This is a genomic window from Cronobacter condimenti 1330, from assembly GCF_001277255.1.
Taxonomy (GTDB): domain Bacteria; phylum Pseudomonadota; class Gammaproteobacteria; order Enterobacterales; family Enterobacteriaceae; genus Cronobacter; species Cronobacter condimenti.
This window is the reverse complement of the sequence record NZ_CP012264.1, coordinates 2,552,332-2,578,288: the sequence shown is the minus strand read 5'-3', so window position 1 is coordinate 2,578,288 and position 25,957 is coordinate 2,552,332. Positions and strand designations below refer to the sequence as shown.

Annotated in this window: 24 protein-coding genes; 17 read left to right on the top strand and 7 right to left on the bottom strand. The window is 57.6% G+C overall.

Annotation, left to right across the window (positions count from 1 at the left end):
* Window positions 1-13 precede the first annotated feature (13 nt).
* The 8 genes from cheY to AFK62_RS11685 all read left to right on the top strand — a co-directional run bounded on the left by cheY (window position 14) and on the right by AFK62_RS11685 (window position 9,048).
* The gene (gene cheY / locus AFK62_RS11720) at window positions 14-403 is read left to right on the top strand and encodes a chemotaxis response regulator CheY (RefSeq protein ID WP_004388326.1); all 390 of its coding nucleotides are present in this window, start codon (window positions 14-16) and stop codon (window positions 401-403) included.
* A gap of 10 nt (window positions 404-413) precedes the next feature.
* The gene (gene cheZ, locus AFK62_RS11715; protein WP_007678002.1) at window positions 414-1,055 is read left to right on the top strand and encodes a protein phosphatase CheZ; all 642 of its coding nucleotides are present in this window, start codon (window positions 414-416) and stop codon (window positions 1,053-1,055) included.
* A 132-nt stretch (window positions 1,056-1,187) separates the two neighbouring features.
* Window positions 1,188-2,336: a flagellar biosynthesis protein FlhB gene (gene flhB, locus AFK62_RS11710; RefSeq protein ID WP_053531925.1), complete on the top strand. Its 1,149-nt coding sequence runs from the start codon at window positions 1,188-1,190 to the stop codon at window positions 2,334-2,336.
* Window positions 2,329-4,407, top strand: a complete 2,079-nt coding sequence (gene flhA / locus AFK62_RS11705) for a flagellar biosynthesis protein FlhA (protein ID WP_053531924.1) — start codon at window positions 2,329-2,331, stop codon at window positions 4,405-4,407. Before flhB ends, flhA begins: the two co-directional genes overlap by 8 nt.
* Window positions 4,407-4,811 carry a flagellar protein FlhE gene (flhE, locus tag AFK62_RS11700; protein ID WP_053531923.1) on the top strand — a complete coding sequence of 135 codons (405 nt, stop codon included), beginning with the start codon at window positions 4,407-4,409 and terminating at the stop codon, window positions 4,809-4,811. The genes flhA and flhE overlap by 1 nt, the downstream gene beginning before the upstream one ends.
* Window positions 4,812-5,088: 277 nt before the next feature.
* On the top strand, window positions 5,089-6,675 hold the full coding sequence (locus AFK62_RS11695; RefSeq protein ID WP_053531922.1) for an MFS transporter: 1,587 nt from the start codon (window positions 5,089-5,091) through the stop codon (window positions 6,673-6,675).
* The gene (gene bglB / locus AFK62_RS11690; RefSeq protein WP_007677987.1) at window positions 6,675-7,814 is read left to right on the top strand and encodes a beta-galactosidase BglB; all 1,140 of its coding nucleotides are present in this window, start codon (window positions 6,675-6,677) and stop codon (window positions 7,812-7,814) included. Before AFK62_RS11695 ends, bglB begins: the two co-directional genes overlap by 1 nt.
* Window positions 7,815-8,421: 607 nt before the next feature.
* Window positions 8,422-9,048, top strand: a complete 627-nt coding sequence (locus tag AFK62_RS11685) for a helix-turn-helix domain-containing protein (RefSeq protein ID WP_007677984.1) — start codon at window positions 8,422-8,424, stop codon at window positions 9,046-9,048.
* Window positions 9,049-9,116: 68 nt separating this feature from the next.
* Here AFK62_RS11685 and argS read toward each other — a convergent pair whose 3' ends face one another.
* Window positions 9,117-10,850 (bottom strand): arginine--tRNA ligase, encoded by a 1,734-nt coding sequence (argS, locus tag AFK62_RS11680; RefSeq protein ID WP_007677981.1) that lies wholly within the window; start codon window positions 10,848-10,850, stop codon window positions 9,117-9,119.
* Window positions 10,851-11,035: 185 nt separating this feature from the next.
* Here argS and AFK62_RS11675 point away from each other — a divergent pair, with 185 nt between their 5' ends.
* The 3 genes from AFK62_RS11675 (at window position 11,036) to AFK62_RS11665 (ending at window position 13,460) form a co-directional block, all read left to right on the top strand.
* Entirely contained in the window at window positions 11,036-11,599 is a 564-nt protein-coding gene (locus tag AFK62_RS11675) for a VOC family protein (protein WP_007677978.1), read from the top strand.
* Window positions 11,600-11,747: 148 nt separating this feature from the next.
* Window positions 11,748-12,290 carry an SRPBCC family protein gene (locus AFK62_RS11670; RefSeq protein WP_007677977.1) on the top strand — a complete coding sequence of 181 codons (543 nt, stop codon included), beginning with the start codon at window positions 11,748-11,750 and terminating at the stop codon, window positions 12,288-12,290.
* A 3-nt stretch (window positions 12,291-12,293) separates the two neighbouring features.
* Window positions 12,294-13,460 carry a zinc-dependent alcohol dehydrogenase gene (locus AFK62_RS11665; RefSeq protein WP_007677973.1) on the top strand — a complete coding sequence of 389 codons (1,167 nt, stop codon included), beginning with the start codon at window positions 12,294-12,296 and terminating at the stop codon, window positions 13,458-13,460.
* On the opposite strand, the gene AFK62_RS11660 is transcribed toward AFK62_RS11665, so the two are convergent.
* Window positions 13,450-14,601, bottom strand: a complete 1,152-nt coding sequence (locus AFK62_RS11660; protein WP_007677970.1) for a MalY/PatB family protein — start codon at window positions 14,599-14,601, stop codon at window positions 13,450-13,452. The two genes, AFK62_RS11665 and AFK62_RS11660, sit on opposite strands and share 11 nt — an antisense overlap.
* Before the next feature lie 83 nt (window positions 14,602-14,684).
* Here AFK62_RS11660 and cutC point away from each other — a divergent pair, with 83 nt between their 5' ends.
* From cutC to lysM, 4 genes are all read left to right on the top strand, one after another.
* On the top strand, window positions 14,685-15,425 hold the full coding sequence (gene cutC / locus AFK62_RS11655) for a copper homeostasis protein CutC (protein ID WP_007677967.1): 741 nt from the start codon (window positions 14,685-14,687) through the stop codon (window positions 15,423-15,425).
* Between the two features lie 216 nt (window positions 15,426-15,641).
* On the top strand, window positions 15,642-17,342 hold the full coding sequence (locus tag AFK62_RS11650; RefSeq protein WP_007677964.1) for a molecular chaperone HscC: 1,701 nt from the start codon (window positions 15,642-15,644) through the stop codon (window positions 17,340-17,342).
* Window positions 17,342-19,219: a J domain-containing protein gene (locus AFK62_RS11645; RefSeq protein WP_007677961.1), complete on the top strand. Its 1,878-nt coding sequence runs from the start codon at window positions 17,342-17,344 to the stop codon at window positions 19,217-19,219. Before AFK62_RS11650 ends, AFK62_RS11645 begins: the two co-directional genes overlap by 1 nt.
* 158 nt (window positions 19,220-19,377) lie before the next feature.
* Window positions 19,378-19,824, top strand: a complete 447-nt coding sequence (gene lysM, locus AFK62_RS11640) for a peptidoglycan-binding protein LysM (RefSeq protein WP_007677959.1) — start codon at window positions 19,378-19,380, stop codon at window positions 19,822-19,824.
* A gap of 39 nt (window positions 19,825-19,863) precedes the next feature.
* Here lysM and cmoB read toward each other — a convergent pair whose 3' ends face one another.
* The 5 genes from cmoB to AFK62_RS11615 form a co-directional block, all read right to left on the bottom strand.
* Window positions 19,864-20,835 (bottom strand): tRNA 5-methoxyuridine(34)/uridine 5-oxyacetic acid(34) synthase CmoB, encoded by a 972-nt coding sequence (gene cmoB / locus AFK62_RS11635; protein WP_007677955.1) that lies wholly within the window; start codon window positions 20,833-20,835, stop codon window positions 19,864-19,866.
* Window positions 20,832-21,575: a carboxy-S-adenosyl-L-methionine synthase CmoA gene (gene cmoA, locus AFK62_RS11630; protein ID WP_007677953.1), complete on the bottom strand. Its 744-nt coding sequence runs from the start codon at window positions 21,573-21,575 to the stop codon at window positions 20,832-20,834. The genes cmoB and cmoA overlap by 4 nt, the downstream gene beginning before the upstream one ends.
* Before the next feature lie 40 nt (window positions 21,576-21,615).
* Complete coding sequence (locus AFK62_RS11625; protein WP_007677951.1) at window positions 21,616-22,011, bottom strand: MAPEG family protein; 396 nt, start codon at window positions 22,009-22,011, stop codon at window positions 21,616-21,618.
* Window positions 22,012-22,078: 67 nt separating this feature from the next.
* Window positions 22,079-22,897 carry a DUF72 domain-containing protein gene (locus AFK62_RS11620; RefSeq protein ID WP_007677950.1) on the bottom strand — a complete coding sequence of 273 codons (819 nt, stop codon included), beginning with the start codon at window positions 22,895-22,897 and terminating at the stop codon, window positions 22,079-22,081.
* Complete coding sequence (locus tag AFK62_RS11615) at window positions 22,894-23,460, bottom strand: hydrolase (RefSeq protein WP_053531921.1); 567 nt, start codon at window positions 23,458-23,460, stop codon at window positions 22,894-22,896. The genes AFK62_RS11620 and AFK62_RS11615 overlap by 4 nt, the downstream gene beginning before the upstream one ends.
* Window positions 23,461-23,727: 267 nt before the next feature.
* Between AFK62_RS11615 and aspS the strand changes: the two genes are divergently transcribed.
* Both aspS and nudB read left to right on the top strand, forming a co-directional pair.
* Window positions 23,728-25,506 carry an aspartate--tRNA ligase gene (gene aspS / locus AFK62_RS11610; protein WP_007677946.1) on the top strand — a complete coding sequence of 593 codons (1,779 nt, stop codon included), beginning with the start codon at window positions 23,728-23,730 and terminating at the stop codon, window positions 25,504-25,506.
* A gap of 1 nt (window position 25,507) precedes the next feature.
* A complete protein-coding gene (nudB, locus tag AFK62_RS11605; RefSeq protein ID WP_007677944.1) occupies window positions 25,508-25,951 on the top strand; it encodes a dihydroneopterin triphosphate diphosphatase in 444 nt (147 codons plus the stop codon).
* Window positions 25,952-25,957: the final 6 nt, after the last annotated feature.

Here is a 25,957-nt window from a genome sequence, read left to right as displayed (position 1 = left end):
GAGTACAGTTTTTATGGCGGATAAAGATCTCAAGTTTCTGGTTGTGGATGACTTCTCCACCATGCGCCGCATTGTACGTAACCTGCTCAAAGAGCTGGGTTTCAACAACGTAGAAGAGGCGGAAGATGGTGTGGATGCACTCAACAAACTCCAGACAGGCGGTTTCGGTTTCGTAATTTCCGACTGGAACATGCCGAACATGGATGGCCTTGAACTGCTCAAAACCATCCGTGCCGATGGCGCTATGGCGTCTATGCCGGTGCTGATGGTGACTGCGGAAGCCAAGAAAGAGAACATCATCGCAGCAGCCCAGGCAGGCGCCAGCGGCTACGTGGTGAAACCGTTCACGGCGGCAACCCTGGAAGAAAAACTGAGCAAGATTTTCGAAAAACTCGGCATGTGAGGACAGGCAGATGACGGCATCGATAAAACCGACTGACGAGCATTCGACTGGCGACATTATTGTCCGTATCGGCAGTCTTACCCGCATGCTGCGTGACAGCTTGCGCGAACTGGGGCTCGATCAGGCGATTGCGGAAGCGGCGGAAGCTATCCCGGACGCACGCGACCGTCTGGATTACGTAGTACAGATGACAGCGCAGGCCGCCGAACGCGCCCTGAACTGCGTCGAGGCCTCGCAGCCTCACCAGAACAAACTGGAAAATGACGCGAAAGCGTTGAGCGGCCGCTGGGACGAGTGGTTTGAAAACCCGATCGAACTGAGTGACGCGCGTGAACTGGTTACGGATACCCGCCAGTATCTGGCGGCGGTACCGGAGCACACCAGCTTCACCAACACTCAGCTTCTGGAAATCATGATGGCACAGGATTTCCAGGATCTGACTGGTCAGGTTATCAAGCGCATGATGGATGTTATCCAGGAGATCGAGCGCCAGTTACTGATGGTGCTGCTGGAGAACATGCCGGAGCAGAACGCGCGCGCCAAGCGCCCGAACGACAGCCTGCTCAACGGTCCGCAGCTGGACGCCACCGCCGCAGGCGTGGTAGCAAGCCAGGACCAGGTCGACGACCTGCTCGACAGTCTGGGGTTCTAATCCCTGCAACCCCTCCCTTCGGGGAGGGCGTTAAAGCGCGAAACAACCACTGGTTTTGCGCTTTTCTCTTCCCATTAGCTTTTCCTGCCTCTGGCATGCTAGCTGCGTATTAGTAGCTGCGAGAATCGAATCGTGTCAGACGATAGCGACGACAAAACAGAAGCCCCCACACCCCACCGACTAGAAAAAGCGCGTGAGGAAGGGCAGATCCCCCGATCCCGAGAGCTGACCTCTATGCTGATGCTGCTGGTTGGCGTCGCGGTGATTTGGATGGGCGGCTCGCTTTTGGCGCGTCAACTGGCGGCGATGCTCGCGCACGGTCTGCATTTTGACCACAGCATTATTAACGACCCCAAACTCGTCGTCGGGCAGATTAGCTTCCTGATTAAGCAGGCGCTGATGGCGCTGGTGCCGCTGATTATGGGCGTGGTGATTGTGGCGATGTTCGCCCCGATGCTCTTAGGTGGTCTGTTGTTTAATACCAAAGCGGTGGCCTTTAAGTTCGATAAGCTGAATCCGCTGCCGGGCATTAAACGTATTTTTTCATCGCAGTCGCTGGCGGAACTGCTGAAAGCCGTTATGAAATCGGCACTGGTCGGCGTCGTGACGGCCTTTTTCCTGATGTACAACTGGCCTGACATGATGCGTCTTATCAGCGAATCGCCGATTGCCGCAATGCGCAACGCGATGAATCTGGTGGCGCTGTGCTGTGTGCTGATTGTGATGGGGCTGGTTCCAATGGTCGGCTTCGACGTGTTCTGGCAGATAATCAGCCACACCAAAAAATTACGCATGTCGCGCCAGGATATTCGTGACGAATTCAAAAACCAGGAAGGCGACCCGCACGTGAAAGGGCGTATTCGCCAGCAGCAGCGTGAAGCGGCCCGTCGTCGCATGATGTCGGATATCCCGAAAGCCGACGTTATCGTCAACAACCCGACGCACTACTCGGTGGCGTTGCAGTATGACGAGAACAAGATGAGCGCCCCACGTGTGGTGGCGAAAGGCGCGGGGCTGGTGGCGCTGCGTATTCGTGAAATTGGTAATGAACATCGAATTCCGATGCTGGAAGCACCGCCGCTGGCGCGTGCGTTGTACAAGCATGCGGAAATCGGTCAGCAGATCCCAGGCCAGCTCTACGCGGCCGTGGCGGAAGTGCTGGCATGGGTATGGCAACTCAAGCGCTGGCGTGTTGCTGGCGGCTTGATTCCTAAGAAACCTGAAAACCTTCCGGTGCCTGAGGCACTGGATTTTATGAACGAGAAGGACACTGATGGCTAATCTGGTGGCAATGCTGCGCCTGCCTGGCAATTTGAAATCGACCCAATGGCAGATTCTGGCCGGGCCGGTTATCATCCTGATGATCCTGTCGATGATGGTGCTGCCGCTGCCGGCCTTCATCCTGGATTTGCTGTTCACCTTTAACATCGCGCTTTCCATTATGGTGCTGCTGGTGGCTATGTTCACCCAGCGCACGCTGGAGTTCGCGGCGTTTCCGACCATTCTGCTGTTTACCACGCTGCTGCGTCTGGCGCTGAACATCGCGTCCACACGTATCATTTTGATGGAAGGCCACACCGGCGCGTCAGCGGCGGGTAAGGTGGTAGAAGCGTTCGGCCACTTCCTGGTCGGCGGGAACTTCGCCATCGGTATCGTGGTGTTCATCATTCTCGTCATCATCAACTTCATGGTTATCACCAAAGGTGCAGGGCGTATCGCGGAAGTCGGCGCGCGCTTCGTACTTGATGGTATGCCAGGCAAACAGATGGCTATCGACGCCGACCTCAACGCCGGGCTTATTGGCGAAGAAGAGGCGAAGAAGCGTCGTACCGAAGTGACCCAGGAAGCTGACTTCTACGGTTCGATGGACGGTGCGAGTAAATTCGTGCGCGGCGACGCCGTCGCCGGTTTGCTTATCATGGCTATCAACGTCATCGGCGGCCTGCTGGTGGGTGTCGTGCAGCATGGCATGCCGGTTGGCCACGCGGCAGAAAGCTATACGCTGCTGACCATCGGTGACGGTCTGGTCGCTCAGATCCCGGCGCTGGTGATTTCAACCGCCGCGGGCGTTATCGTGACCCGCGTCGCCACCGATCAGGACGTCGGCGAACAGATGGTCGGCCAGCTGTTCAACAACCCGCGCGTCATGGTGCTGAGCGCCGCCGTACTCGGCCTGCTCGGGATGGTGCCGGGGATGCCTAACTTTGTGTTCCTGCTGTTTACCGCCGCACTGCTGGGGCTTGCCTGGTGGATGCGCGGTCGCGAACAGCAGGCGCCTGCCGCGCCTGCGCCGGTCATTCAGCAGGATAACCCTCAGGCCGTGGAAGCGACCTGGAACGACGTTCAGCTGGAAGATTCCCTGGGGATGGAAGTGGGCTACCGCCTGATCCCGATGGTGGATATGCAGCAGGATGGCGAACTGTTGGGCCGTATCCGCAGTATCCGTAAGAAATTCGCGCAGGATCTTGGCTTCCTGCCGCCGGTAGTGCATATCCGCGACAATATGGATCTGCCGCCGGCCCGCTACCGCATTCTGATGAAAGGTGTGGAAATCGGCAGCGGCGAAGCCTATCCAGGCCGCTGGCTGGCGATTAACCCGGGTACCGCCGCAGGCTCGCTGCCTGGCGAACCGACGGTCGATCCGGCGTTTGGTCTGGCTGCTATCTGGATTGAGAGCGCACTGAAAGAGCAGGCGCAGATTCAGGGCTTTACGGTCGTTGAAGCGAGCACCGTCGTGGCAACACACCTCAACCACCTGATTGCGCAGTATTCTGCCGAGCTGTTTGGCCGTCAGGAGGCGCAACAGTTGCTCGACCGCGTCAGCAAAGAGCTGCCGAAACTGACCGAAGATCTGGTGCCGGGCGTGGTGACACTCACTACGCTGCACAAAGTGCTGCAAAACCTGCTCGCCGAGAAGGTGCCTATTCGCGATATGCGTACCATTCTGGAAACGCTTGCAGAACATGCGCCTGTCCAGAATGACCCGCATGAGCTCACGACTGTCGTGCGTGTGGCGCTGGGCCGCGCAATTACCCAGCAGTGGTTCCCGGGTAATGATGAAGTGCAGGTGATTGGGCTTGATACCGCGCTTGAGCGTCTCCTGTTGCAGGCGTTGCAGGGCGGTGGCGGCCTGGAGCCGGGTCTTGCAGACCGTCTGCTTGAGCAGGCGCAAGAGGCATTGTCGCGTCAGGAAATGCTGGGCGCACCGCCGGTGCTGCTGGTGAACCACGCGCTGCGTCCGCTGCTGGCGCGCTTCCTGCGCCGCAATCTGCCACAGCTGGTGGTGCTCTCAAACCTGGAGCTGTCGGATAACCGCAACATCCGTATGACATCCAGCATCGGGGGTAAATAATGCGCGCACTGGCCCTGACACTCTTACTGACGCTGCCTTTTTTCGCAAACGCGATGGGTGAGGGCGCCTGGCAGGCAAGCGCAATGGGGCCGGTGTTAAGCCAGCGCGGCATGGCGGCCTCGTCGCCTGTGTTGGCACCCCAGGATTCACCGCCCCCGCAGGGCGTGATGACGCTGGTGGTATGGCGTTATGAGTTGATTGGCCCGACGCCTGCCGGGCTTGTTACCCGGTTGTGCTCGCAGACCCGTTGCGTACAGATAGATGACCAAACCGGCACAACGCGTGCGTTTACCAATGTGCCGGCGGCAGAACCCCTGCGCTTTATCTTTGAAGTGCCTGGCGGCGGACGGATGTTCCCGGCGCTCGAAGTGCGCAGCAGCCAGGTTATCGTCAACTACCGCTAATTTTTCTTACTAAGCTACTCGCCTTTACTCCTTCAGCCGCCACGCTTTTTTGGCGGCTGGCTCGCATTTCTGAACTCTCGCTTTGAACCCTTCGAAACGCTGTTTTATAAATCAGTGAAGCTGACGGCAGCGCTCTTTGTATTTTTGCCAGATTTCCGTTTCAGATGGCAAAAAAGAAAAGGTTTCCCACCCGCCATACTTTTACTTTAGCCGTGATAGCTCCCACACGCCCGGCGCGAGCGCGGGGCTCCTAATAAAAATACACAGGGTGACGGCGATGAAAACGCGTAAGATAGGACTGGCAAATTACCTTGCCTATGGGTCAGGAGACTTCCTCGGCGCAGGAACAACCGCCCTGACGGCAGCCTGGCTTCTGTACTTCTACACCACCTTCTGCGGCTTATCGCCTATCGAGGCGACGTTTATTTTTGCCGCGGCCAGGGTGCTCGACGCCGTGGTAAGCCCGCTGATGGGCTTTCTGACGGATAACTTCGGCACGACCTGGTTTGGCCGCCGCTTTGGTCGGCGTAAATTCTTCATTCTGCTCGGTATTCCCTGCGTCTTCAGCTATTCGCTGATGTGGGTCGGGGATATGGGCTTCTGGTATTACCTGCTGACGTATCTGCTGTTTGACGTGGTCTACACCATGATTCTGGTGCCTTATGAAACACTGGTGCCGGAGATGACCGACGATTTCAAACAGAAGACCAAATTCTCCGGCGCGCGTATCTCCATGGCGCAAATGTCTGCGATTCTGGCGTCCTTCCTGCCGGGCGTACTGCTGACCCACTTTGGCAAAGACAACGCGGTTTCATTCTTCTACGCGAGCCTGGTTTTCTCTGTGCTGTGCGCGATTATGCTGACGCTGGTGTGGATTTTCACCTGGGAACGTCCGCGTGAAGATTGGTCAGAAGCGGCGCTGCGCGCGGAAGAAGAGAAGAAAAACCTGACGCTTGGCCAGAGCCTGCGCCGCCTGTTTGTTGAACTCTCCTCCACGCTGCGCATTAAAATTTTCCGCCAGCATCTTGGTATGTACCTCGGTGGCTATATAGCTCAGGACGTTTTCAACGCCGTGTTTACGTATTACGTGGTGTTTGTGCTGATGCAGGAAGCGTCTGTTGCCTCGAACCTTCTCGGCACGATGGCGATTTTCCAGTTTATCGCGGTTATCGCGATGATCCCGCTGTGTATTCGCTTTGGGCCTGCGCCGTCTTACCGCATGGTGGTCGTGCTGTTTGGCTTAAGCTCAATCTCTTATGCGCTGCTCTATTACACCGGCATGAGCGATATTTATGCGCTGCTGCTGCTTGTCTCCGCACTGGCGGGCCTTGGCCGCGGCGGTATTAACTATGTGCCGTGGAACACTTACACCTATATCGCTGATGTGGATGAAGTGGTGACCGGCCAGCGCCGCGAAGGGATTTTCGCAGGCATTATGACGCTGACCCGTAAAGCCTCGCAGGCAGGCGCGGTGATGCTGGTGGGTATCGTGATGCAGATGTCCGGCTTTGTTTCTGGCCAGAGCACCCAGGCTCCCGCGGTAAGCCACACCATCCTCACGATTTTAAGCGTTGGTACTATCATCGTGCTGGCCTGCGGTTTCCTGATTTCGCTGCGCTTTAAGCTCAACCTGAAAACGCACAGTATTCTGCGCGAAGAGACTGCCAGAATGCGTGCCAGCGGCCGCGCGATACCTGAAAACATCAGCCCGGTAAACCGTGCGACCGTCGAAATGCTGGCGGGCCTGCCTTATGAAAATCTGTGGGGCAATAACAATATCGGCTATCTCAACCGCAATAAGCCGGCCGCGCCTGCGCTGAAAGAGACCACTCCTGAATTTGATACGACACAGAGGTTAAGTTAATGATTGTCTGGCCTGTAAAACATAGCCCGCTGCTGCGTCAGCCCGAGCGCTTCATCGCCCGCGACGAACTGAAGGCGATGATTCATAAAATTACCGACAACCTGATTAACATTAAGGATGAGACCGGCCAGTTCCTGCTGCGTCTTGATGATGGACGGGTTATCGATACCAAAGGCTGGGCAGGCTGGGAATGGACGCACGGCGTCGGGCTGTACGGTATTTATCAGTATTACCGCCAGACCGGCGACGACCAGATGCGCGCAGTGATTGACGACTGGTTCGCTGCGCGCTTTGCCGAGGGCGCCACTACCAAAAACGTCAATACCATGGCCCCGTTCCTGACGCTCGCGTACCGCTTTGAAGAAACCGGCGATACCCGTCTGCTGCCGTGGCTGGAGACCTGGGCTGAGTGGGCGATGTATGAAATGCCGCGCACCGAACATGGCGGCATGCAGCACATCACGCTTGCCGAAGAAAACCATCAACAGATGTGGGATGACACCCTGATGATGACGGTGCTGCCGCTTGCCAAAATTGGCAAGCTGCTCGACCGGCCCGAGTATGTTGAAGAGGCGGTCTATCAGTTCCTGCTGCACGTACAGAACCTGATGGACAGAGAGACGGGGCTTTGGTTCCACGGCTGGAATTACGAGGGCAGCCATAATTTCGCGAAGGCCCGCTGGGCGCGCGGCAACAGCTGGCTGACTATCGTTATCCCTGATTTCCTCGAACTGATGGACTGGCCGGAAAACCACGCGGTGCGTCGTTATCTGACGCAGGTGCTGGAATGCCAGGCGGCGGCGCTCGCAAAATGTCAGGATGACAGCGGCCTGTGGCATACGCTGCTTGACGACCCGACATCGTATCTTGAGGCCTCGGCGACCGCCGGGTTTGCCTATGGCCTGCTAAAGGCGGTGCGTAAACGCTACATCGGTAAGGAGTATGCCGTCGTCGCGGAAAAAGCCATTAAAGGTGTCGTGGCGAATATCTCACCGCAGGGCGAACTGTTGCAGGTGTCGTTTGGTACCGGGATGGGCAGCGATCTGACGTTTTATCGCCAGATCCCGCTGACCTCGATGCCGTACGGCCAGGCGATGGCTATTCTCTGTCTGACGGAATATTTGCGGACATTCCTGTAACCTGTGCAGCCGCGCACCGACGGGGTCGGGCGCGGCTGCAATCCGATTGTCCTTATCATGCATTTAGCGTTTAATTCACCCCGATGTCAGCCTGTCTGGTTTACCGCAACACCAATAAGACATTAAAACATCAGTATTAGCTTATTTATACAGAATCTCTGTTTTAATGAGTTTGATGATATTTAAATGCGCTTATTCGGCTCTTATTGTATTTTTCAATACTATTTTATTCCAAAAAAGTAAGTTATCGAGGCTTGTTTCTTTATTGTCAGTCTTTAAAATGCCAGCCGCACTGCCATTATTGTCGATTCTTTTTTCTCAAAGACAATAATCAGGTAATTTCCGCAATTTCGCTGCTATGACGCCTGTGATTCTTTGCGTTGCGCTAAGAATATTCTTTCCAGATGCTGTACATGGATGCATTTCGCTCAGTGTCTTTATGTCGCGTTAATGCCCTGACGGCATTAACCGGACGAAAAGACATGGTTTTTCGTCTGGCTAAGCGGTTGCATAACTGATAACGCCTTCGCGCGCGGGCCTGTCTTTCGGATAGTGCCGGAATCGCTGTGCCTGGCTGCGAACGCGTTACTCCTGATGGATCATATAAATGAACCACTATCCTTTACCTCAACGGCCGGATGCCCAGATAAACGCGCTGATTAACGCCTTGCATTGTCACGGTACCATTAAAGAATATCCCCGCGGCTCATGCCTGACGCACAATGACGAATATATCAATGTTTTGTTGTCGGGCAGTCTCGCACTGACAAGGGATTGGGATAATCTCATTTTTTTTGAAACCAATCGGACGCAAATAGTGGGTATTTCGCTTCAGCCTCATAACGTTCGGCTTGAACGTTTTCGATTAATAATGAAAGAAGATAGTCTGGTAAAACGAATTAATCGGGCAGACTTTTTTAACGTCATTGAAGAACAGCAGTTATGGAAGGAACTCAGTTGCGTTATCTCCTATTATTATCATGTGCTGATGTGGAAAACTTACCACTTTTATGCTGCCGATTCTTATGTATTAGTCAGAAAGTCTTTAATCACCCTTGGCGAAATGCCGCTGGAAACGCGCCTGAATATTAATGCCAGCCAGTACATTACCAGCACCACAAATTTATCGAAAAGTTATGTTATGAAAGTGATTCAGGAGTTACGCAAAGGCGGTTATATCGAAATTCAGCGGGGCCGGTTGCTGTCTATCGGCAGGCTACCTCAGAAGTATTAAGGCCTGTGGGAAGACGGCAATAAAAAGGCCCGTCAGTGACGGGCCTTTTTGTCTTACCGTGGCGTGGCTTACATGCGTTCGACGGTTTCGATGCCAAGCGTGTCCAGACCAAGCTTCAGCGTTTTCGCCGTCAGGAGCGCCAGCTTCAGGCGGCTCTGGCGCAGCGCGTCGGTATCTGCGGTCAGGATAGGGCAGTGCTCATAGAAGCCCGAGAACAGACCTGCCAGGTCGTAGAGATAGGCGCACATCACGTGCGGCGTACCGTCGCGCGCGACCACGCCCAGAATCTCTTCAAACTGTAACAGGCGTGCCGCGAGCTGCGCTTCGCGGTCATCCTGAATGATAACCGGCGCGGTGAGTTCGCTTTCTGCCACGCCCGCTTTGCGGAACACCGACAGCACGCGGGTATAGGCGTACTGCATATACGGCGCGGTGTTGCCCTCAAAGGCCAGCATGTTGTCCCAGTCGAAAATATAATCGGTGGTGCGGCTCTTCGAGAGATCGGCATATTTCACTGCGCCAATGCCAACAGCGTTCGCCAGTTTTTCCAGCTCGTCAGCCGGCATATCCGGGTTCTTTTCAGCGACGAGACGACGTGCGCGATCCAGCGCTTCGTCCAGCAGCTCAGAAAGCTTAATGGTGCCGCCCGCGCGGGTTTTGAACGGCTTACCGTCTTTGCCAAGCATCATGCCGAACATGTGATGTTCCAGCGGCACCGATTCCGGCACGTAACCCGCTTTACGCACGATGGTCCACGCCTGCATCAGGTGCTGGTGCTGGCGGGAGTCGATGTAATAAAGCACGCGGTCGGCATGCAGCGTTTCGTAGCGATATTTCGCACACGCGATATCGGTGGTGGTGTAGAGGTAGCCGCCATCCTTTTTCTGGATGATGACGCCCATCGGTTCGCCTTCTTTATTCTTGAACTCGTCCAGGAATACGACGGTCGCGCCTTCGCTCTCCACTGCCAGCCCTTTGGCTTTAAGGTCGGCCACAATGCCAGGCAGCATCGGGTTATAGAGGCTTTCGCCCATCACGTCTTTGCGCGTCAGGGTCACGTTCAGACGCTCATAGGTTATCTGGTTCTGCGCCATGGTGATGTCGACGAGTTTGCGCCACATCTCGCGGCAATATTCATCGCCGCCTTGCAGTTTCACAACGTAGCTGCGCGCGCGCGCGGCGAATTCTTCATCTTCGTCGTAATGTTTTTTGGCTTCGCGGTAAAAGCCTTCGAGATCGGACAGTGCCATCTCGCCGGCGTTTTCCTGCTGCTGTTTTTCAAGCCAGGCGATCAGCATGCCGAACTGGGTGCCCCAGTCGCCGACATGGTTAGCACGAATCACGTTATGGCCGAGAAACTCCAGCGTACGCACGGAAGCATCACCAATGATGGTGGAGCGAACATGGCCCACGTGCATTTCTTTGGCGACGTTCGGCGCAGAGTAGTCAACCACGATAGTCTGCGGCGCGGACACTTTCTCAACGCCCGCGCGATCGGATGCGACGGCTGCATCGACGTGTTTAGCCAGAAATGCCGGATCGAGGAAAATATTGATAAAGCCCGGGCCTGCGATTTCCGTTTTCGCGGCAATCCCGGTGAGATCCAGATGGGCCAGAGCCTGCTCGGCGAATTGTCGCGGCGGCATGCCCAGTTTTTTAGCGATAGCCATCACGCCGTTAGCCTGATAGTCGCCGAACTGCGCTCTGGCTGACTGGCGAACCTGGGGTTCGCAATCCGCAGGCGCACCTGCGGCAATCAGCGCCTGACTGACTTTTTCTGAGAGAAGAGCCTGAATATTCACCGGGATACCTTACGTTAATAACGCTGCCTGTCGAAGGCGGCAGCGTGCGGTCTTAAGAAAAAAGAGGGCAAAAGTATACTGCATTTAGACTGCGGCGTCAGCACCGGCGGGCAGGGTGGCGCGCGCTGGAGCGCAGGCCGCAAACAGGGTAGATTAGCGCCTTTGTCACCGTATGAGATAAGCCGATGACCCACTGGCACACCCTGGAGGCGCTCCAGGATATACGCGCGGATCTGCCGCGCTTTGAGACGGCGCTGCAAACGCTCGCCGATCGCCTTGCGCTTGATGTGACCGGACTTCACGCCGACCATATCTCTTTGCGCTGCCATCAGAACGCCACGGCCGAGCGCTGGCGTAAAGGCTTTGAGCAGTGCGCCACGCTGTTAAGCGAGAACATCATCAATGGTCGCCCGATTAGTCTGTTCCGTCTTGATGAGCCGGTCTGCGTCGGGCCGTGGCGCTTTACGATTGTGGAGCTGCCGTGGCCTGGCGAGAAGCGCTACCCACATGAAGGCTGGGAGCATATCGAAATCGTCCTGCCGGGCGCGCCGGAAACGTTGAATCAGCGCGCGCTGGCGCTGCTTGGAGACGACGGACTCATGGCGCCGGATATTTCGGTGAAAACCAGCTCTCCCGCGGGTGAGCATGAGCGGCTGCCGAACCCGACGCTTGCCGTGACCGATCGCATCGTCACCATTAAATTTCACCCCTATTCCATCGAAGACATCGTGGCGAGCGAACAATACTAAGCCCGCGCCATCCTACGCGGGGCCCGACTGGCGCAAAGTCTGGCCCCGTTTTTTGTCTATAGTATTCAGGGGACCTTTTCCCGCACGCCCCCGCATGAAAAGAGTAAGGGAGACCCGACGCCTGTTTTCGACCTGATGGGAGAGACTCATGCAACAAACTGTAAAGCACACTGACCTCTGGATTAACCGCGATGAGCCTGGGCTTCGCCGCTCAATGCTGATTCGCCGCTCCGCTGAGGAGCTGTTTGACCTGTGGCGCGCCCCCTCAACCCTGCCGCGCATCATGGAACATTTCGCCCGCATCACGATTCTGAGCGATACCGCCTCCCACTGGGCGGTGCGGATGCCGCTTGGCAAGACCGTCGAGTGGGATGCGCATATCGTCGATGAGGAACGCGGCCATTACATTAGCTGGGCTTCTGAGAAAAAAGCCACGGTGCCCAACGCCGGCAGGCTGACGTTTCGCCATATTTCCGACGAGCGCGGCACGGAAGTGACGCTGGCGCTGCACTTCGATCCCCCAGGCGGCTTTTTAGGCGAGTGGCTGTCTAAGAAAATCGATCTCGTGCCTGAGGCGATGTTAAGCCAGGCGCTGCGGCGCTTTAAAAGCCTCGCCGAAACCGGCGAAATCGCGACCAATAAACCGCAACCTGCGGCACGGAATGGCGGTATGGATAAGGTGGAGGAATAAACGATGCGAGCACTCTGCTGGAATGGCGTGAACGATTTGCGGGTGGAAACGGTAAACGACCCGACGCTGGTAAACCCGCATGACGTTATCCTTAAAGTAGGGCTTACGACGACGTGCGGCTCCGATTTGCATGTTATCGACGGACTTATTCCGAGCATGGAAGAGGGCGATATCCTCGGCCATGAATTTATGGGTGAAGTGGTGGAGGTGGGGCCGGAGGTGAAAAACATCCGGCGTGGCGACCGTGTCGTGGTGCCGTCGTTTATCTCCTGCGGCTCATGCTGGTATTGCAGCCACGGGCTCACCTCCTGCTGTGATAACACTAACCCCAACGCCCACATGCAGGAAAAAATTCTCGGCTACCCCACGGCAGGCATTTACGCCTACAGCCACGCTTTCGGCGGCTATGCCGGTTCGCACGCGGAATATGTGCGGGTACCGTTTGCCGACAACGACTGTTTTGTTGTGCCGGACACGGTCTCCGACGAGCAGGCGCTGTTTCTGTCAGATGCCGCGCCGACGGGCTACATGGGCGCGGATTTTTGCAATATTCATCCGGGCGACACGGTTGCCGTCTGGGGGTGTGGCGGTGTGGGGTTAATGGCGGCGCAGAGCGCGTATCTGATGGGCGCAGAGAAAGTGATTGCCATCGACCGCTTTCCGGAGCGGCTGGCGATGGCGCGCGATCTGGTTGGGGCCATTGCGCTTGATTACACCAAAGTGGATATCTATGAGGCGCTGCTTGAGATAACGGGCGGCCGCGGCCCGGATAGCTGTATCGACGCCGTCGGCATGGAAGCGCATGGCGAGGGGCTGGAGTATGCCTATGACCGCACCAAACAGGCGCTCAAAATGCACACTGACATCGGCGCTGCGCTGCGTCAGGCGATTCGCTCCTGCCGTAAGGGCGGTACGCTTGCTATCCTTGGCGTCTACGGAATGATGGATAAATTCCCGCTGGGCGTGGCGATGAATAAAGGGCTGACGATCCGTACAGCCCAGCAGCACGGGCAAACCTACATGAAGCGTCTGCTGGATCACGCATCACGCGGCGAACTGCGTACCGATTTCCTCGCCACGCACCGCTTTTCGCTCGAAGATGCGCCGCGTGGCTACGAAATGTTTAAAAATAAAGAGGACGGCTGCGTGCGGGCGGTGTTTAAGCCCTGACGTCCGCTGCGTTGACGGCCTGTTGCAGGCGCGTTATCGCACGCTTAAGCATGGCGGCCGTACAGCCAAAGTTAATACGTACGTGCTGTGGGTCGCCGAAATCCGCGCCGGGGGAAAACCCGAGCCCCTGGCGTTTAAAGAAGCGCGTCGGGTTATCCACGCCAAGCCCTGAGGCGTCCACCCAGGCGAGATAGGTCGCCTCCGGCAGCACCATCTCAAGCCCCGGCAGTCCGCTTATCGCCGCGTATAAGCGGTCGCGATTGCCACGCAGATACGCAAGCTGCTCCTCAAGCCACGGCTCACCGTCGCGCCACGCCGCCTCAGCCGCGGTCAGCGCCAGAATATCTACGGCAGGCACGATGCCCGCACGCGCCTCAGAGAAGCGTCGGCGCAGCGTCGGATCCGGAATCACCGCCACCGAAGCGCCAAGCCCGGCGATATTAAACGTTTTAGAGGTCGACATCAGCGTGATGGAACGGCGCGCGGCGTCTTCACTGAGCGAGGCGAACGGGATATGGCGAACCCCCGGCTCCAGAATCAGATCGCAGTGAATTTCATCGGAACAGACGAGTAAATCATGCTCCTGCGCGAACGCGAGCTGTGCTTCGAGTTCGTCACGGCGATAGGCGGTGCCGCCAGGGTTTTGCGGATTACACAGCATCAGCAGTTTTTCGCGCCCGGTGAGGTTGGCACGCAGGCGGTCCAGTTCCAGCACCAGCCGCTGCCCGCGTTTGTGCAACGGCGCGTTAAGCTGCTCACGTCCGGCGAATGCCGCAGATTTGCGAAAAGGCGGATAGATGGGCGTTGGCGCAATAGTGGTTTCATCTGGCGCAGTAAAGGCACGCACCGAGAGATTCAGGCCCGCGACAATGCCTGGCATGAATACCAGCCATTCAGGGTCAACGCGCCACTGATAGCGGCGCTCGCACCAGTCTACAAAGGCATCGGCAAGCCCGTGCGGATGAGCGCCATACCCGAAGACGCCATGCTGCACCCGCGCCGTCAGCGCATCGGTAATACAGGCGGGCGAGCGGAAATCGGTGTCAGCCACCCACATCGGCAAGACCGATTCATCGTACGTATTCCACTTTGTACTGTCGCTGTGACGGCGGTTGATCTCTTCGTCGAAATTGAATGCCATGATACGTTGTCCTGCTGAAAGGGTTTTTCAGACTAGCAGTTTAGCTGACGCAAACCACTACTTGAATTAACAGGGAGTTACCCATGCCGTTACTGGAAATCTGCTGTTACAGCCAGGCCTGCGCGCAGACCGCGCAGGCGGCAGGGGCAGACCGCATCGAACTCTGCTCGGCAATGAATGAAGGCGGCTTAACACCGTCTGCGGGCGTGCTGAAAGGCGTGCGGGCGCAGATAACCATTCCCGTTCATCCCATCGTTCGCCCGCGCGGCGGCGATTTTTGTTACAGCCAGAGTGAATTCACCGCGATGCTGGATGATATCGCGTTTATGCGCGATCTCGGCTTTCCGGGGCTGGTGACGGGTGTGCTCAATGAGGACGGCGGGGTCGACGTTCAACGAATGCACAAGATTTTACGCGCCGCGGATGGCATGGCGGTCACGTTCCATCGCGCCTTCGATATGTGCGCAAGCCCCTTGAAAGCGCTCGAAGAATTAACCGATCTCGGTGTGGCGCGCATCCTGACTTCCGGGCAGCAGGCGACGGCTGAAAAAGGAATTTTATTAATTACGGAACTAAAGCGACAATCCCGTGCTCCAATCATTATGGCCGGTGCAGGGGTGAGGCTTAATAACCTTAACCTGTTCCTGGCGCAGGGGATTGACGAGCTTCACAGCTCTGCGGGCATCCATGTAGCCTCTCCCATGCGCTATCGCAATACCGGCGTCTCGATGTCATCAGACGCCAGTGCCGACGAATACGCCCGTTACCAGGTTGATGGCAATGTGGTGGCCGCCATGAAGGCGGCGCTGACGTCGGCGCGCTGAATCTTTGCCCTCAGTTTTTACCGCACATCATGTCGCCCAATATGATGCTTGCTCGTACCAGGCCCCGGTCTTTTGCCGGGGCTTTTTTTATGCCTGCGCGCTGTCGCGCCTACTAAATCTGGTCATTGTCTTGTCTTTCCCGGCTCGCTCATCGAAGATGCGAAGCATTATTAGCGTCTGTCGCAGAGCACAGCACCGCAAGACAAGGAGAACACGATGATCGTCGGCATCGATCTGGGTACGACCAATAGCCTCGCCGCTGTCTGGGAAGAAGGCAACCCGCGACTTATCACCAACGCGCTGGGCGAACTGCTCACGCCAAGCGTTGTCGGGCTGGATGACGAAGGCCGGGTACTGGTCGGAAAAGCTGCCCGTGAACGCCTGCATACGCACCCGCACCTTACCACCGCGCTGTTCAAACGCCACATGGGCACAGCCTGGACTGTCCGGCTTGGGGACAAACTCTTTCGCGCCGAGGAGCTTTCGGCGCTGGTGTTGCAAAGCCTGAAAGAGGATATCGAACGCGCCTGTGGCGAGCCGGTCACCGAGGCGGTGATTAGCGTGCCTGCCTATTTCAGCGACGCCCAGCGCAAAGCGACGCGCGTGGCGGGTGAACTGGCGGGACTCAAGGTCGAAAAATTAATTAACGAGCCGACCGCCGCCGCCCTGGCGTATGGCCTGCATCGCCGGGGTGAAGAGGGCACGTTTCTGGTGTTCGATCTCGGCGGCGGCACGTTTGACGTCTCCGTACTGGAGCTGTTTGAGGGCGTAATGGAAGTGCGCGCCAGCGCGGGCGATAACTTTCTCGGCGGCGAGGATTTTGACCAGGCGCTGATCGACTTTTTCGTGGCGCGCCAGATGGCGGCCGGTGGCCTGCCGGATCCGGGGGCGCACACCCATGCGCTGCGTCGTGAGGCGGAGCGCGTGCGGCAGGCGCTCGGCGACCAGCACACGGCGGTCTTTACGCTGCGTGCGGAGGGCAACACCTGGAGCGAAACGATCCACCAGGGCGAACTGAGCGATATTTTCGCACCGCTGTTGACGCGGCTGCGCCAGCCTATTGAGCGGGCGCTGCGCGATGCCCGTATCCGGGTTGCCGATCTCGACGAGATCCTGCTTGTGGGCGGCGCGACCCGAATGCCGCTGGTTCGCCGTCTCGCGGCCAGTCTCTTTGGCCGCTTCCCGTCCGTTTCAGTGCATCCTGATGAAGCGGTCGCCCTGGGCGCCGCCGTTCAGGCTGCTCTGAAAAAGCGCGACGCGGCGCTGGAAGAGGTGGTGCTTACCGATGTGTGCCCTTACACGCTCGGTATCGAAACCGTTAAATCGTTTGGTCGTCATCACGACGAGGGTCACTATCTGCCGATTATCGAGCGCAATGTTGTTGTGCCGGTGAGCCGGGTGAAAACCGTCAGTACGCTCTACGATAACCAGACAATGGTCGCCTTTACGATTTATCAGGGTGAAAGCAGGCTGGTGAAAGACAATATCGAGCTTGGGCACATGCGCGTGCCGGTGCCGCCGAAACCAGCCGGGGAGGTGTCGCTCGACGTACGCTTTACGTATGACATCAACGGCATACTGGAGGCGGAAGTCACCGTACCGCTGACCGGCCAGCGCCATCAGCTGATCATTGAAAATAATCCCGGCGTGCTGACGCCCGATGAAATAGCGCAGCGGCTGGCCGGGTTGCAGGCGCTGAAAATTCACCCCCGCGAACGCCAGCCCAACACCCATTTGCTGGCCCGTCTGGACCGGTTATATCAGGAAAATACTGGCGAACTGCGCGAGGAAATCAGTTATCTGGGGGCGAGTTTCCATCAGGCCCTGGAAAGCCAGGACGACGCGCGCATTGAGAAAGCTCGTCAGGAGATAACTCAACAGGCTGACGCTATCGAAGCCGGGATGTGGCTTTTCTGATGCGCTTTTTTGATATTTTAGACCTGGAGCCTGGCGCCGACGAGCGCGCCATTAAACGCGCCTATGCCAGACAGCTTAAAGTCTGTCGGCCAGATGACGATCCGGAAGGTTTTCAGCAGTTGCGCGATGCCTACGAGCAGGCGCTGGACTACGCCCGCCAGGTAAAGGATGACGCGCAGCCCGACGATGACGATGACGACGCGACAGACGACGCGACAGACGAGGCGCTGACCGCTGACGATGCGGCGCAGGGTGCCGACACGTCGCGGCTCCCGCCCCGTTTTCATGACGACGCCCCTGAAACGCCGCCCGCCACGGCACCCGCACGGCCTGACCTTGACCCCCAGCAGCCGGTTGCCGCGCGTGAGGCCTCGCGTGTGGGCGCCTGGCTCGACGGGCTTGATGAGGAAAATCTCAACGCACGCTGGCTTACCGCGCGGGCCGTGGGCGAGGGGGGAGCTTTTGAACAAGCGGTGCTGACGCGCTGTCTGTGGCATCTTGCCCCGCAGGAAACCGGCCTCGCCGTACGCGCCCAGACGCTGTTTCAGTGGCTGACGCCGGGGCAAACGCTGGCCCTTGACGATGCGCAGCAAACCCGGCTGCGGGCGGTCTTGCTGGCCCCTTTTGCCGACGAGATGCAGGCCGCGCTTGAGGATAATCAGGACGCACGCTTTTTCGCCCGCCTGCGCGCGCTGGCCCATGCGCCATGGCTGCAAAGCTACGACGGGCAGTTGCAGCTACAACGGCTTGCACTGACGTTGCTTGATGCACACCCTCTCTGGTCCTGCGAGCGTTTTAGCGCATTATGCGCGTTATTCCACTGGGATGAGACGCGCGGCGAGCGGCCAGACCTACCGGAACTCTGGGGACAGATCATTGCCCGTGACGACGATACGCGGCTTTTTATTACGCTTTCTCAGCAGCGCGACGCGTCGCAGGACGACCCCGCACACCGTGCGGCGCAGATGGTCCTGCGAAACCAGGATGAAGACGCCCGTATGCTTGCGGGGATCGCCTATACCGATGAAGACTGGAGCGCCTGCGCCCAGCTGACCGATCTGCTGGAGATAGGCCATCCGGCGCTGATCCCCCAGTTTGCGGGAGCCGATATTCACGCCTGGCAGCAGACGTACCACACGCTTAATACTGCTTACGCGCCGAGGATGCGCGCCATCTGGTTTGTCGGAATGATGATGGCGACGTTCAGCTGGATGTTGCCAGCGATATACCAGGGCACGATCACGGCGTGGGGCGTGGTGCTGCATGTGCTGGTGGCGCCGGTGGTGGCCATGGTGGTGGGAATAGTGCCGGTGGCGATATGGTCAGGCCTGACCGGCGCGCTGTCGGGCACCGATACGGCGCTAAGTGAAAAACTGCTCCCACGGTTTATCTACTCCGCGCGGCGCAAACGCTGGCGGCTGATCGCTCATGTGATCCCGTTTTGTATCGTGAGTATGACTATCGCGGCGATATGCGGAAGGCTTGCGATGTGGATCTTTGTGGTCACGACGTTACTGCTCGCCTGGACCGACCTGTGGCGCTATCCCGGCGCGCTGCGGCGCTTTCGCAAAAAATCCGCCCCCGCGCGCGGCGGGCTCAAAAAACAGCTGTTGCTGGCGGTGCTTTTTTTCGCGCTGCTTACCGGTGTGAGGGCGCTGTTGCCTGCCTCATCGCCGCCTGCTGCGGATACGCCGACAACACAACCGACCGTTGTCCACGGCGAAGCAAAGCCCGGGCGCGTCGGGCCTGGAGCACGCACTGGGAATGACTGCACGACGACGCCCGCCATACCGCCGCTCTGTCGTAATCTCAATGATCCGCAGGCATGCAGCGAGCGGGTAAATCATGAGTGGTATGCGCGCTGCGCGAAGAAGTAAGCGTCAGTAATGCGGCCCGGGGGCACAGGCTGTACCCCGGGCCGTTTGTTTTTCAGGCTATCCATACCGCATTTCCTTCCACCTGCGCGCTGCCGCCTGGTTTATTTTTCCTTTTTTTTGCCAGACTTTACGGGCAACGATTTTTCTGTGGAGGAAATATGGGTTTACTGAATTTTGTGAAAGAAGCGGGCGAGAAAATCTGGGACAGCGTTTCCGGGCATCACGATGCGGCAGAACAGAATGCGAAAGTTCAGGAGCACCTGAAGAAAACCGGGATCCCGGACGCCGATAAAGTTCAGGTACAGGTGGAAGACGGCAAAGCGACCGTTACCGGTCAGGGGTTAAGCCAGGAAGCTAAAGAGAAAATTCTGGTGGCGGTAGGCAATATCGCGGGTATCGGTCATGTTGACGACAATGTCGCCGTGGCGAGCCCGGCGCCTGAGAGCCAGTACTACACCGTGAAAAAAGGCGACACGCTGAGTGCGATTTCCCAAGAGGTTTATGGTGATGCGAACCAGTATCCGAAAATCTTTGAAGCCAATAAACCGATGCTGACCAGCCCGGAGAAAATCTATCCAGGCCAGGTGCTGCGTATTCCACAATAACGCGCCATTTCTCCCGCCCGCGGCGGGCGGGAGTAGATTTTAGGGCTTGCGTGCGATGAGAACGGCACGCAGCGGGGCAGGGTAGCCTTCGCGGGTTTTGGTCGCGTCATCCGGATCGAGGAAATCAGCCAGCGATTCGGTTTGCATCCAGTCAGTGCGACGCTGCTCTTCCACCGTCGTGACGGAATAATCCGCAATCCGCACATCGACAAATCCGCACTTCTCCAGCCAGTTTTTCAGCGCGGGTGCCGAAGGAATAAAATAGACGTTGCGCATCTGTGCGTACCGCTCGCCCGGCACCAGTACGGTATTTTCATCGCCTTCCACTACCAGCGTTTCCAGCACCAGTTCACCCTCTTTTACCAGCTGATCTTTAAGCTGCCAGAGGTGCTCCAGCGGCGAGCGACGATGATAGAGCACGCCCATTGAGAAAACGGTATCGAACGCGTTTAGCGCGGGCATCTGTTCAATGCCGAGCGGCAGCACGTGCGCGCGGTTATCGCCGCCAAGCAGCTTGCGGACCGCCTCAAACTGGCAGAGAAACAGTTGCGTCGGGTCGATGCCGACCGCAAGCTGCGCGCCTGCGCCGACCATGCGCCAGAGGTGATACCCGCTGCCGCAGCCGACATCCAGGATCGTGCGCCCGACAAGCGGGGTGATGTGCGGCAACACGCGGTCCCATTTGAGATCAGAGCGCCACTCGGTGTCGATATCGATGCCGTAAAGCGAAAACGGCCCTTTGCGCCACGGCATCAGCGTGCGCAGCAACTGCTCAATGCGCTTACGTTGGCCGTCGCCGAGCGGCGTCGTGCTCTGGGCGCTTACGCTGTGCAGTAAATCGAGCTGGTCTGGCTTAAGCGTCGGGAGATTGTCGACGGAGTTATTCCACTGCTTAAACTGCCCGTGCAGGGCGTCGCGCTGCCAGGCCGCCACCTGTGCCGGGAGCGTTTCGAGCCAGTGAGCGAGCGGGCCGCAGGCTATCTGCTGATAAAACTTACCGAAATCTGTCATGCCGCGCTCCCGGCTTTCAGCGCCACCAGCGAGCCAAAATTAAAGCACTGGAACCACAGTTCGCTGTGCTCAAACCCTGCCTGACGCAGGCGCGCTTTATGGGTTTCCACGGAATCGGTCAGCATCACGTTTTCCAGCATGCTGCGCTTCTGGCTGATTTCAAGCTCGCTGTAACCGTTAGCGCGCTTGAAATCGTGATGCATGTTGAACAGCAGTTCGCCTACCACGCTGTCTTCAAAACTGAATTTCTCGGAGAGCACCAGCGCGCCGCCGGGGTTTAGCCCCTCATAAATTTTATTGAGCAGCAGCTGGCGGTCATCGGGGTTCAGAAACTGGAGCGTGAAATTCAGCACCACCATAGAGGCATTTTCAATAGTGATATTGCGGATGTCGTCCTCAATCACCTCCACCGGGGTTTGCGCCTTGAACGCGTCGATATGGCGACGGCAGCGCTCTACCATGGCCGGCGAATTGTCTACCGCGATGATTTTGCAGCCGTCATGCTGCACGTTGCGGCGTACCGACAGCGTAGCGGCACCAAGCGAGCAGCCGAGATCGTAGACCTGGCTTGCGGGCTGGACAAAGCGCTCCGCCAGCATGCCAATCATTGCGATGATATTGGAGTAGCCCGGCACAGAACGCTGGATCATATCGGGGAAGACTTCAGCCACCCGCTCATCGAAAGTCCAGTCGCCCAGACGGGCGATCGGCGCGGAGAACAGCGTGTCGCGATTTGACATAGCGAAAATCCTGGGGAAAACGAAAGGGGCGTATTTTGCGCTAATGAAACGAGAAAACCAACTCCCAGGGCATATACCAGATGTTGGCCAGCACCATCAGCAGCAGCGCAATATACGTGGCGCTCATACCGCTGCGCCGCCAGCGCAACAGCCGGTGATGGAAGCCGTAATAATGCATCAGACGCCCAACCAGCAGCAGCAGGCCGCAGACGTGCAGCATCCAGTTTTGCGCGCCGTTCATCTCCATAAACAGCAGCAGCAACAGGCCGATGGGCAGATATTCCACCGCGTTGCCATGAATGCGGATAGCGCTTTGCAGCTCGCTAAAGCCGCCATCGCCATAGGCGACGCGGTACTGCATGCGCAGGCGAACCACATCGAAAGAGAACTTCATCAATAACAACGCACCCAGAACCGCATAAAGCGCGCTTACCATAGAAACTCCGTTTAACGCTGTTAAAGGCGCCAATATGATAGCGTGGCGCGGTCCTGTTGTCGCTGCCCTAAAAGAGCGTGTCCTGATGCGGGATAGCGGGTTCATCGCCAAGTCCTGGCAGCGCTTCGCGAAGCGCAGGCCAGAGCGTATGCACCAGCTCTGGCGCGTGTTCGATATCCGGGGTGTGTAAAAAGAGATAAGGCGTGGTGCTTTGCTGCCAGAGCGCGAGCTTGGCAAGCCACACTGAAAAGAACCCAGCGTTTTGCCCCATATCGTCGCTGCCGATAAATCGCACCATTGGGTGTTGCGCCGTGACCAGCGCGTGCACCGGCACCTTCGGTTTTTTCCGCTGCGCGTCGATCACCGCCGGGCTGTGCGGTGTTGCAGCATGTACCGGGCGACTGTCGAGCATCACGCGGTTGACGCCACGCGCGATAAGGCCGCGGTTCAGTGCCAGTTCCGCCTCGCCTTTGGCGAAAAAATCAGGGTGGCGCACTTCGACGCCGTAGGTAAAGTCACCAGGCAGGGCATCAAGAAACGCCCAGAGTGCGGGCAGATCTCGCGGGCCGAACGCAGCGGGCAGTTGCAGCCAGTATTGACCGATTCTCGCTGCGAGCGGTGACAGGCGCGTAAAAAACTCGGCGGTTAAATCGTCGCAGTGGCGCAGCGCGGCATTGTGCGAAATGGTGGCCGGAAATTTAAAGCAAAAGCGGAAATTGTCATGGGTCTGTGCATGCCAGCGCTCAACTATGTCCGCCTTTGGTAGTGCGTACAGCGTGGTATTGCCTTCCACACAGTTGAAGTAGCGGGCGTAATCTTCAAGCGATGTAATGCCAAGTCGCACCCATTTCGGGTGCGACCACTGCGGCAGACCGAGATAAATCATAGGGCTGCGAGGATCTCCTCGGTTGAGCGAACGCGCCCGATGCGCGGGAAAATGTGCGTCATGCTGCCCTCATGTTGGGCGGCATCGGCGGCGGAGCAGGCGTCTTCGGCGACCACCAGCTCAAAGCCCATCTCCCAGGCGTTACGCGCGGTGGATTCCACGCCAATATTGGTAGAAATGCCGCACAGGATGATAGTCGTAATGCCCCGACGACGTAATTGTAGCTCCAGATCGGTGCCGTAGAAGGCGCCCCACTGGCGTTTGGTCACTTCGATGTCGCTGTCGCGTTTACCAAGGGCGACCGGATAGTGCCACCACTCGTCAGGCAGTGAATGTCCGGCGATGGGGGCATCGACTGGCTGCTTGAGCGCCTCGCTGAAATCTTTCGACCAGCCGACACGCACCATCACCACCGGCGCGCCAACCGCGCGGCATTTCTCGGCAAGCCTTGCGGCGCGGGCGACGACATCATCGGCGCTGTGCGGGCCGCCAGCAAACGGAAGGATGCCTTCCTGTAAATCAATAACGACCAGCGCGGTAGTGGCGGGTTTAAGCGTTAACATAAAAACTCCCCTTAAAAGCGTGTTTCGGATGCGTACCTTACTGGCGTCGCGGGTAAGGCGGTTGTCTAATTTTGTTAAATTTTGTGAGAAGCGACAATTTCACGCGCAGCAATCGTGCAGGCACGCGGCTTCGGGCTTATCGCGGCGCGTTATTTCCAGTATAATAGCCCCCTTTTTTCATCCAGTAGTGACATTCAGCCAAAGCTGCGACAGTGGTGCCTGCAGGGCAGGCGGCAAACGGCCTGCGGCTAAATTAAGGGATATCTCATGCGTACAGAATATTGCGGGCAGCTCAATCTGTCCCACGTCGGACAGCAAGTGACTCTGTGTGGTTGGGTCAACCGTCGTCGCGATCTCGGCAGTCTGATTTTTATCGACATGCGCGATCGTGAAGGCATCGTTCAGGTGTTCTTCGACCCGGATCGCGCCGACGCCTTCGGCCTCGCCTCTGAATTGCGTAATGAGTTCTGCATTCAAATCACCGGTACGGTGCGTGCGCGCGATGAGAAAAACGTGAATCGCGATATGGCGACGGGTGAAGTAGAAGTCTTCGCCACCGACCTGACTATCATCAACCGCGCCGAGCCGCTGCCACTCGATTCCAACCAGGTCAACAGCGAAGAAGCGCGTCTGAAATACCGCTATCTCGACCTGCGTCGCCCGGAAATGGCACAGCGCCTGAAAACCCGCGCGAAAATCACAAGCTTCGTGCGTCGCTTTATGGATGACCACGGCTTCCTTGACATCGAAACGCCGATGCTCACCAAAGCTACGCCGGAAGGCGCGCGCGACTATTTAGTGCCGTCACGTGTACACAAAGGCAAGTTTTACGCGCTGCCGCAGTCTCCGCAGCTCTTCAAACAGCTGCTGATGATGTCCGGCTTCGATCGCTACTATCAGATTGTGAAATGCTTCCGCGACGAAGACCTGCGTGCTGACCGTCAGCCTGAATTTACCCAGATCGACGTCGAAACCTCCTTTATGACCGCGCCGCAGGTGCGTGAAGTCATGGAAAAACTGATCCGTCAGCTGTGGCTTGATGTTAAAGGCGTGGATCTGGGCCAGTTCCCGATCATGACCTTTGCGGAAGCCGAGCGCCGTTACGGCTCCGATAAACCGGATCTGCGTAACCCGATGGAACTGGTGGACGTAGCCGATCTGCTGAAATCCGTTGAGTTCGCGGTTTTCGCGGGCCCCGCGAACGACCCGAAAGGCCGTGTGGCCGCACTGCGTGTCCCGGGCGGCGCTCAGCTTAGCCGTAAGCAGATTGACGACTACGGCAATTTCGTCAAAATTTACGGCGCAAAAGGTCTCGCGTACATCAAAGTAAACGACCGCGCGCAGGGTCTTGAGGGCATCAACAGCCCGGTGGCGAAATTCCTGAACGCCGGGATCGTGGAAGCCATCCTTGAGCGTACCGGCGCGCAAGACGGCGACATGATTTTCTTCGGCGCGGATAACAAAAAAGTGGTTGCCGACGCGCTGGGCGCGCTGCGCCTGAAGCTGGGTAAAGATCTGCAGTTAACCGACGAAACCAAATGGGCGCCGCTGTGGGTTATCGACTTCCCGATGTTTGAAGACGATGGCGAAGGCGGACTGAGTGCGATGCACCATCCGTTTACGGCACCGAAAGACATGACCGCTGACGAGCTGAAAGCTGCGCCGGAAGAGGCCGTGGCGAACGCGTACGATATGGTCATTAACGGGTATGAAGTGGGCGGCGGTTCAGTACGTATCCACCGCGGCGACATGCAGCAGACCGTGTTTGGTATTCTCGGCATTGATGAGCACGAGCAACGCGAGAAATTCGGCTTCCTGCTGGACGCGCTGAAATTCGGCACCCCGCCGCACGCGGGCCTGGCGTTTGGTCTTGACCGCCTGACGATGCTGCTGACAGGCACCGATAACATCCGTGACGTTATCGCCTTCCCGAAAACCACGGCTGCGGCCTGTCTGATGACCGAAGCGCCGAGCTTTGCGAATCCAACCGCGCTCGGTGAGCTCGGCATCGCTGTCGTGAAGAAAGAGTCAGCGGAGAATAAGTAATATGCCGTTCAAGCATCCCGTTTCGGTATTGGTCGTGATTTACGCCAAAGATACGAAACGGGTGCTTATGTTGCAGCGGCGCGACGATCCGGACTTCTGGCAGTCGGTCACCGGCAGCCTGGAGGAGGGGGAAACCGCGCCGCAGGCCGCCGCGCGCGAAGTAAAGGAAGAGGTCTCTATTGACGTTGCCCGCGAGCAACTGACCTTGATGGACTGTCAGCGCACGGTGGAGTTTGAAATTTTCAGTCATTTACGTCATCGCTACGCGCCGGGGGTGGTGCGTAACACGGAATCCTGGTTCTGTCTGGCGCTGCCAACGGAGCGGGAGATCGTGTTTACCGAACACCTGACTTATCGCTGGGTTGATGCGGCCGAGGCGGCGGCGTTAACCAAGTCCTGGAGCAACCGGCAGGCGATTGAAGAATTTGTTATTAACGCCGCCTGAAAAGGC

Excerpts from the sequence above, each read along its gene's own strand:
- cheY (WP_004388326.1), top strand. The coding sequence starts at position 14 with ATGGCGGATAAAGATCTCAAGTTTCTGGTTGTGGATGACTTCTCCACC.
- cheZ (WP_007678002.1), top strand. The coding sequence starts at position 414 with ATGACGGCATCGATAAAACCGACTGACGAGCATTCGACTGGCGACATT.
- flhA (WP_053531924.1), top strand. The coding sequence starts at position 2,329 with ATGGCTAATCTGGTGGCAATGCTGCGCCTGCCTGGCAATTTGAAATCG.
- flhE (WP_053531923.1), top strand. The coding sequence starts at position 4,407 with ATGCGCGCACTGGCCCTGACACTCTTACTGACGCTGCCTTTTTTCGCA.
- AFK62_RS11695 (WP_053531922.1), top strand. The coding sequence starts at position 5,089 with ATGAAAACGCGTAAGATAGGACTGGCAAATTACCTTGCCTATGGGTCA.
- bglB (WP_007677987.1), top strand. The coding sequence starts at position 6,675 with ATGATTGTCTGGCCTGTAAAACATAGCCCGCTGCTGCGTCAGCCCGAG.
- AFK62_RS11685 (WP_007677984.1), top strand. The coding sequence starts at position 8,422 with ATGAACCACTATCCTTTACCTCAACGGCCGGATGCCCAGATAAACGCG.
- AFK62_RS11675 (WP_007677978.1), top strand. The coding sequence starts at position 11,036 with ATGACCCACTGGCACACCCTGGAGGCGCTCCAGGATATACGCGCGGAT.
- AFK62_RS11670 (WP_007677977.1), top strand. The coding sequence starts at position 11,748 with ATGCAACAAACTGTAAAGCACACTGACCTCTGGATTAACCGCGATGAG.
- AFK62_RS11665 (WP_007677973.1), top strand. The coding sequence starts at position 12,294 with ATGCGAGCACTCTGCTGGAATGGCGTGAACGATTTGCGGGTGGAAACG.
- AFK62_RS11660 (WP_007677970.1), bottom strand. The coding sequence starts at position 14,601 with ATGGCATTCAATTTCGACGAAGAGATCAACCGCCGTCACAGCGACAGT.
- cutC (WP_007677967.1), top strand. The coding sequence starts at position 14,685 with ATGCCGTTACTGGAAATCTGCTGTTACAGCCAGGCCTGCGCGCAGACC.
- AFK62_RS11650 (WP_007677964.1), top strand. The coding sequence starts at position 15,642 with ATGATCGTCGGCATCGATCTGGGTACGACCAATAGCCTCGCCGCTGTC.
- AFK62_RS11645 (WP_007677961.1), top strand. The coding sequence starts at position 17,342 with ATGCGCTTTTTTGATATTTTAGACCTGGAGCCTGGCGCCGACGAGCGC.
- lysM (WP_007677959.1), top strand. The coding sequence starts at position 19,378 with ATGGGTTTACTGAATTTTGTGAAAGAAGCGGGCGAGAAAATCTGGGAC.
- cmoB (WP_007677955.1), bottom strand. The coding sequence starts at position 20,835 with ATGACAGATTTCGGTAAGTTTTATCAGCAGATAGCCTGCGGCCCGCTC.
- cmoA (WP_007677953.1), bottom strand. The coding sequence starts at position 21,575 with ATGTCAAATCGCGACACGCTGTTCTCCGCGCCGATCGCCCGTCTGGGC.
- AFK62_RS11625 (WP_007677951.1), bottom strand. The coding sequence starts at position 22,011 with ATGGTAAGCGCGCTTTATGCGGTTCTGGGTGCGTTGTTATTGATGAAG.
- AFK62_RS11620 (WP_007677950.1), bottom strand. The coding sequence starts at position 22,897 with ATGATTTATCTCGGTCTGCCGCAGTGGTCGCACCCGAAATGGGTGCGA.
- AFK62_RS11615 (WP_053531921.1), bottom strand. The coding sequence starts at position 23,460 with ATGTTAACGCTTAAACCCGCCACTACCGCGCTGGTCGTTATTGATTTA.
- aspS (WP_007677946.1), top strand. The coding sequence starts at position 23,728 with ATGCGTACAGAATATTGCGGGCAGCTCAATCTGTCCCACGTCGGACAG.
- nudB (WP_007677944.1), top strand. The coding sequence starts at position 25,508 with ATGCCGTTCAAGCATCCCGTTTCGGTATTGGTCGTGATTTACGCCAAA.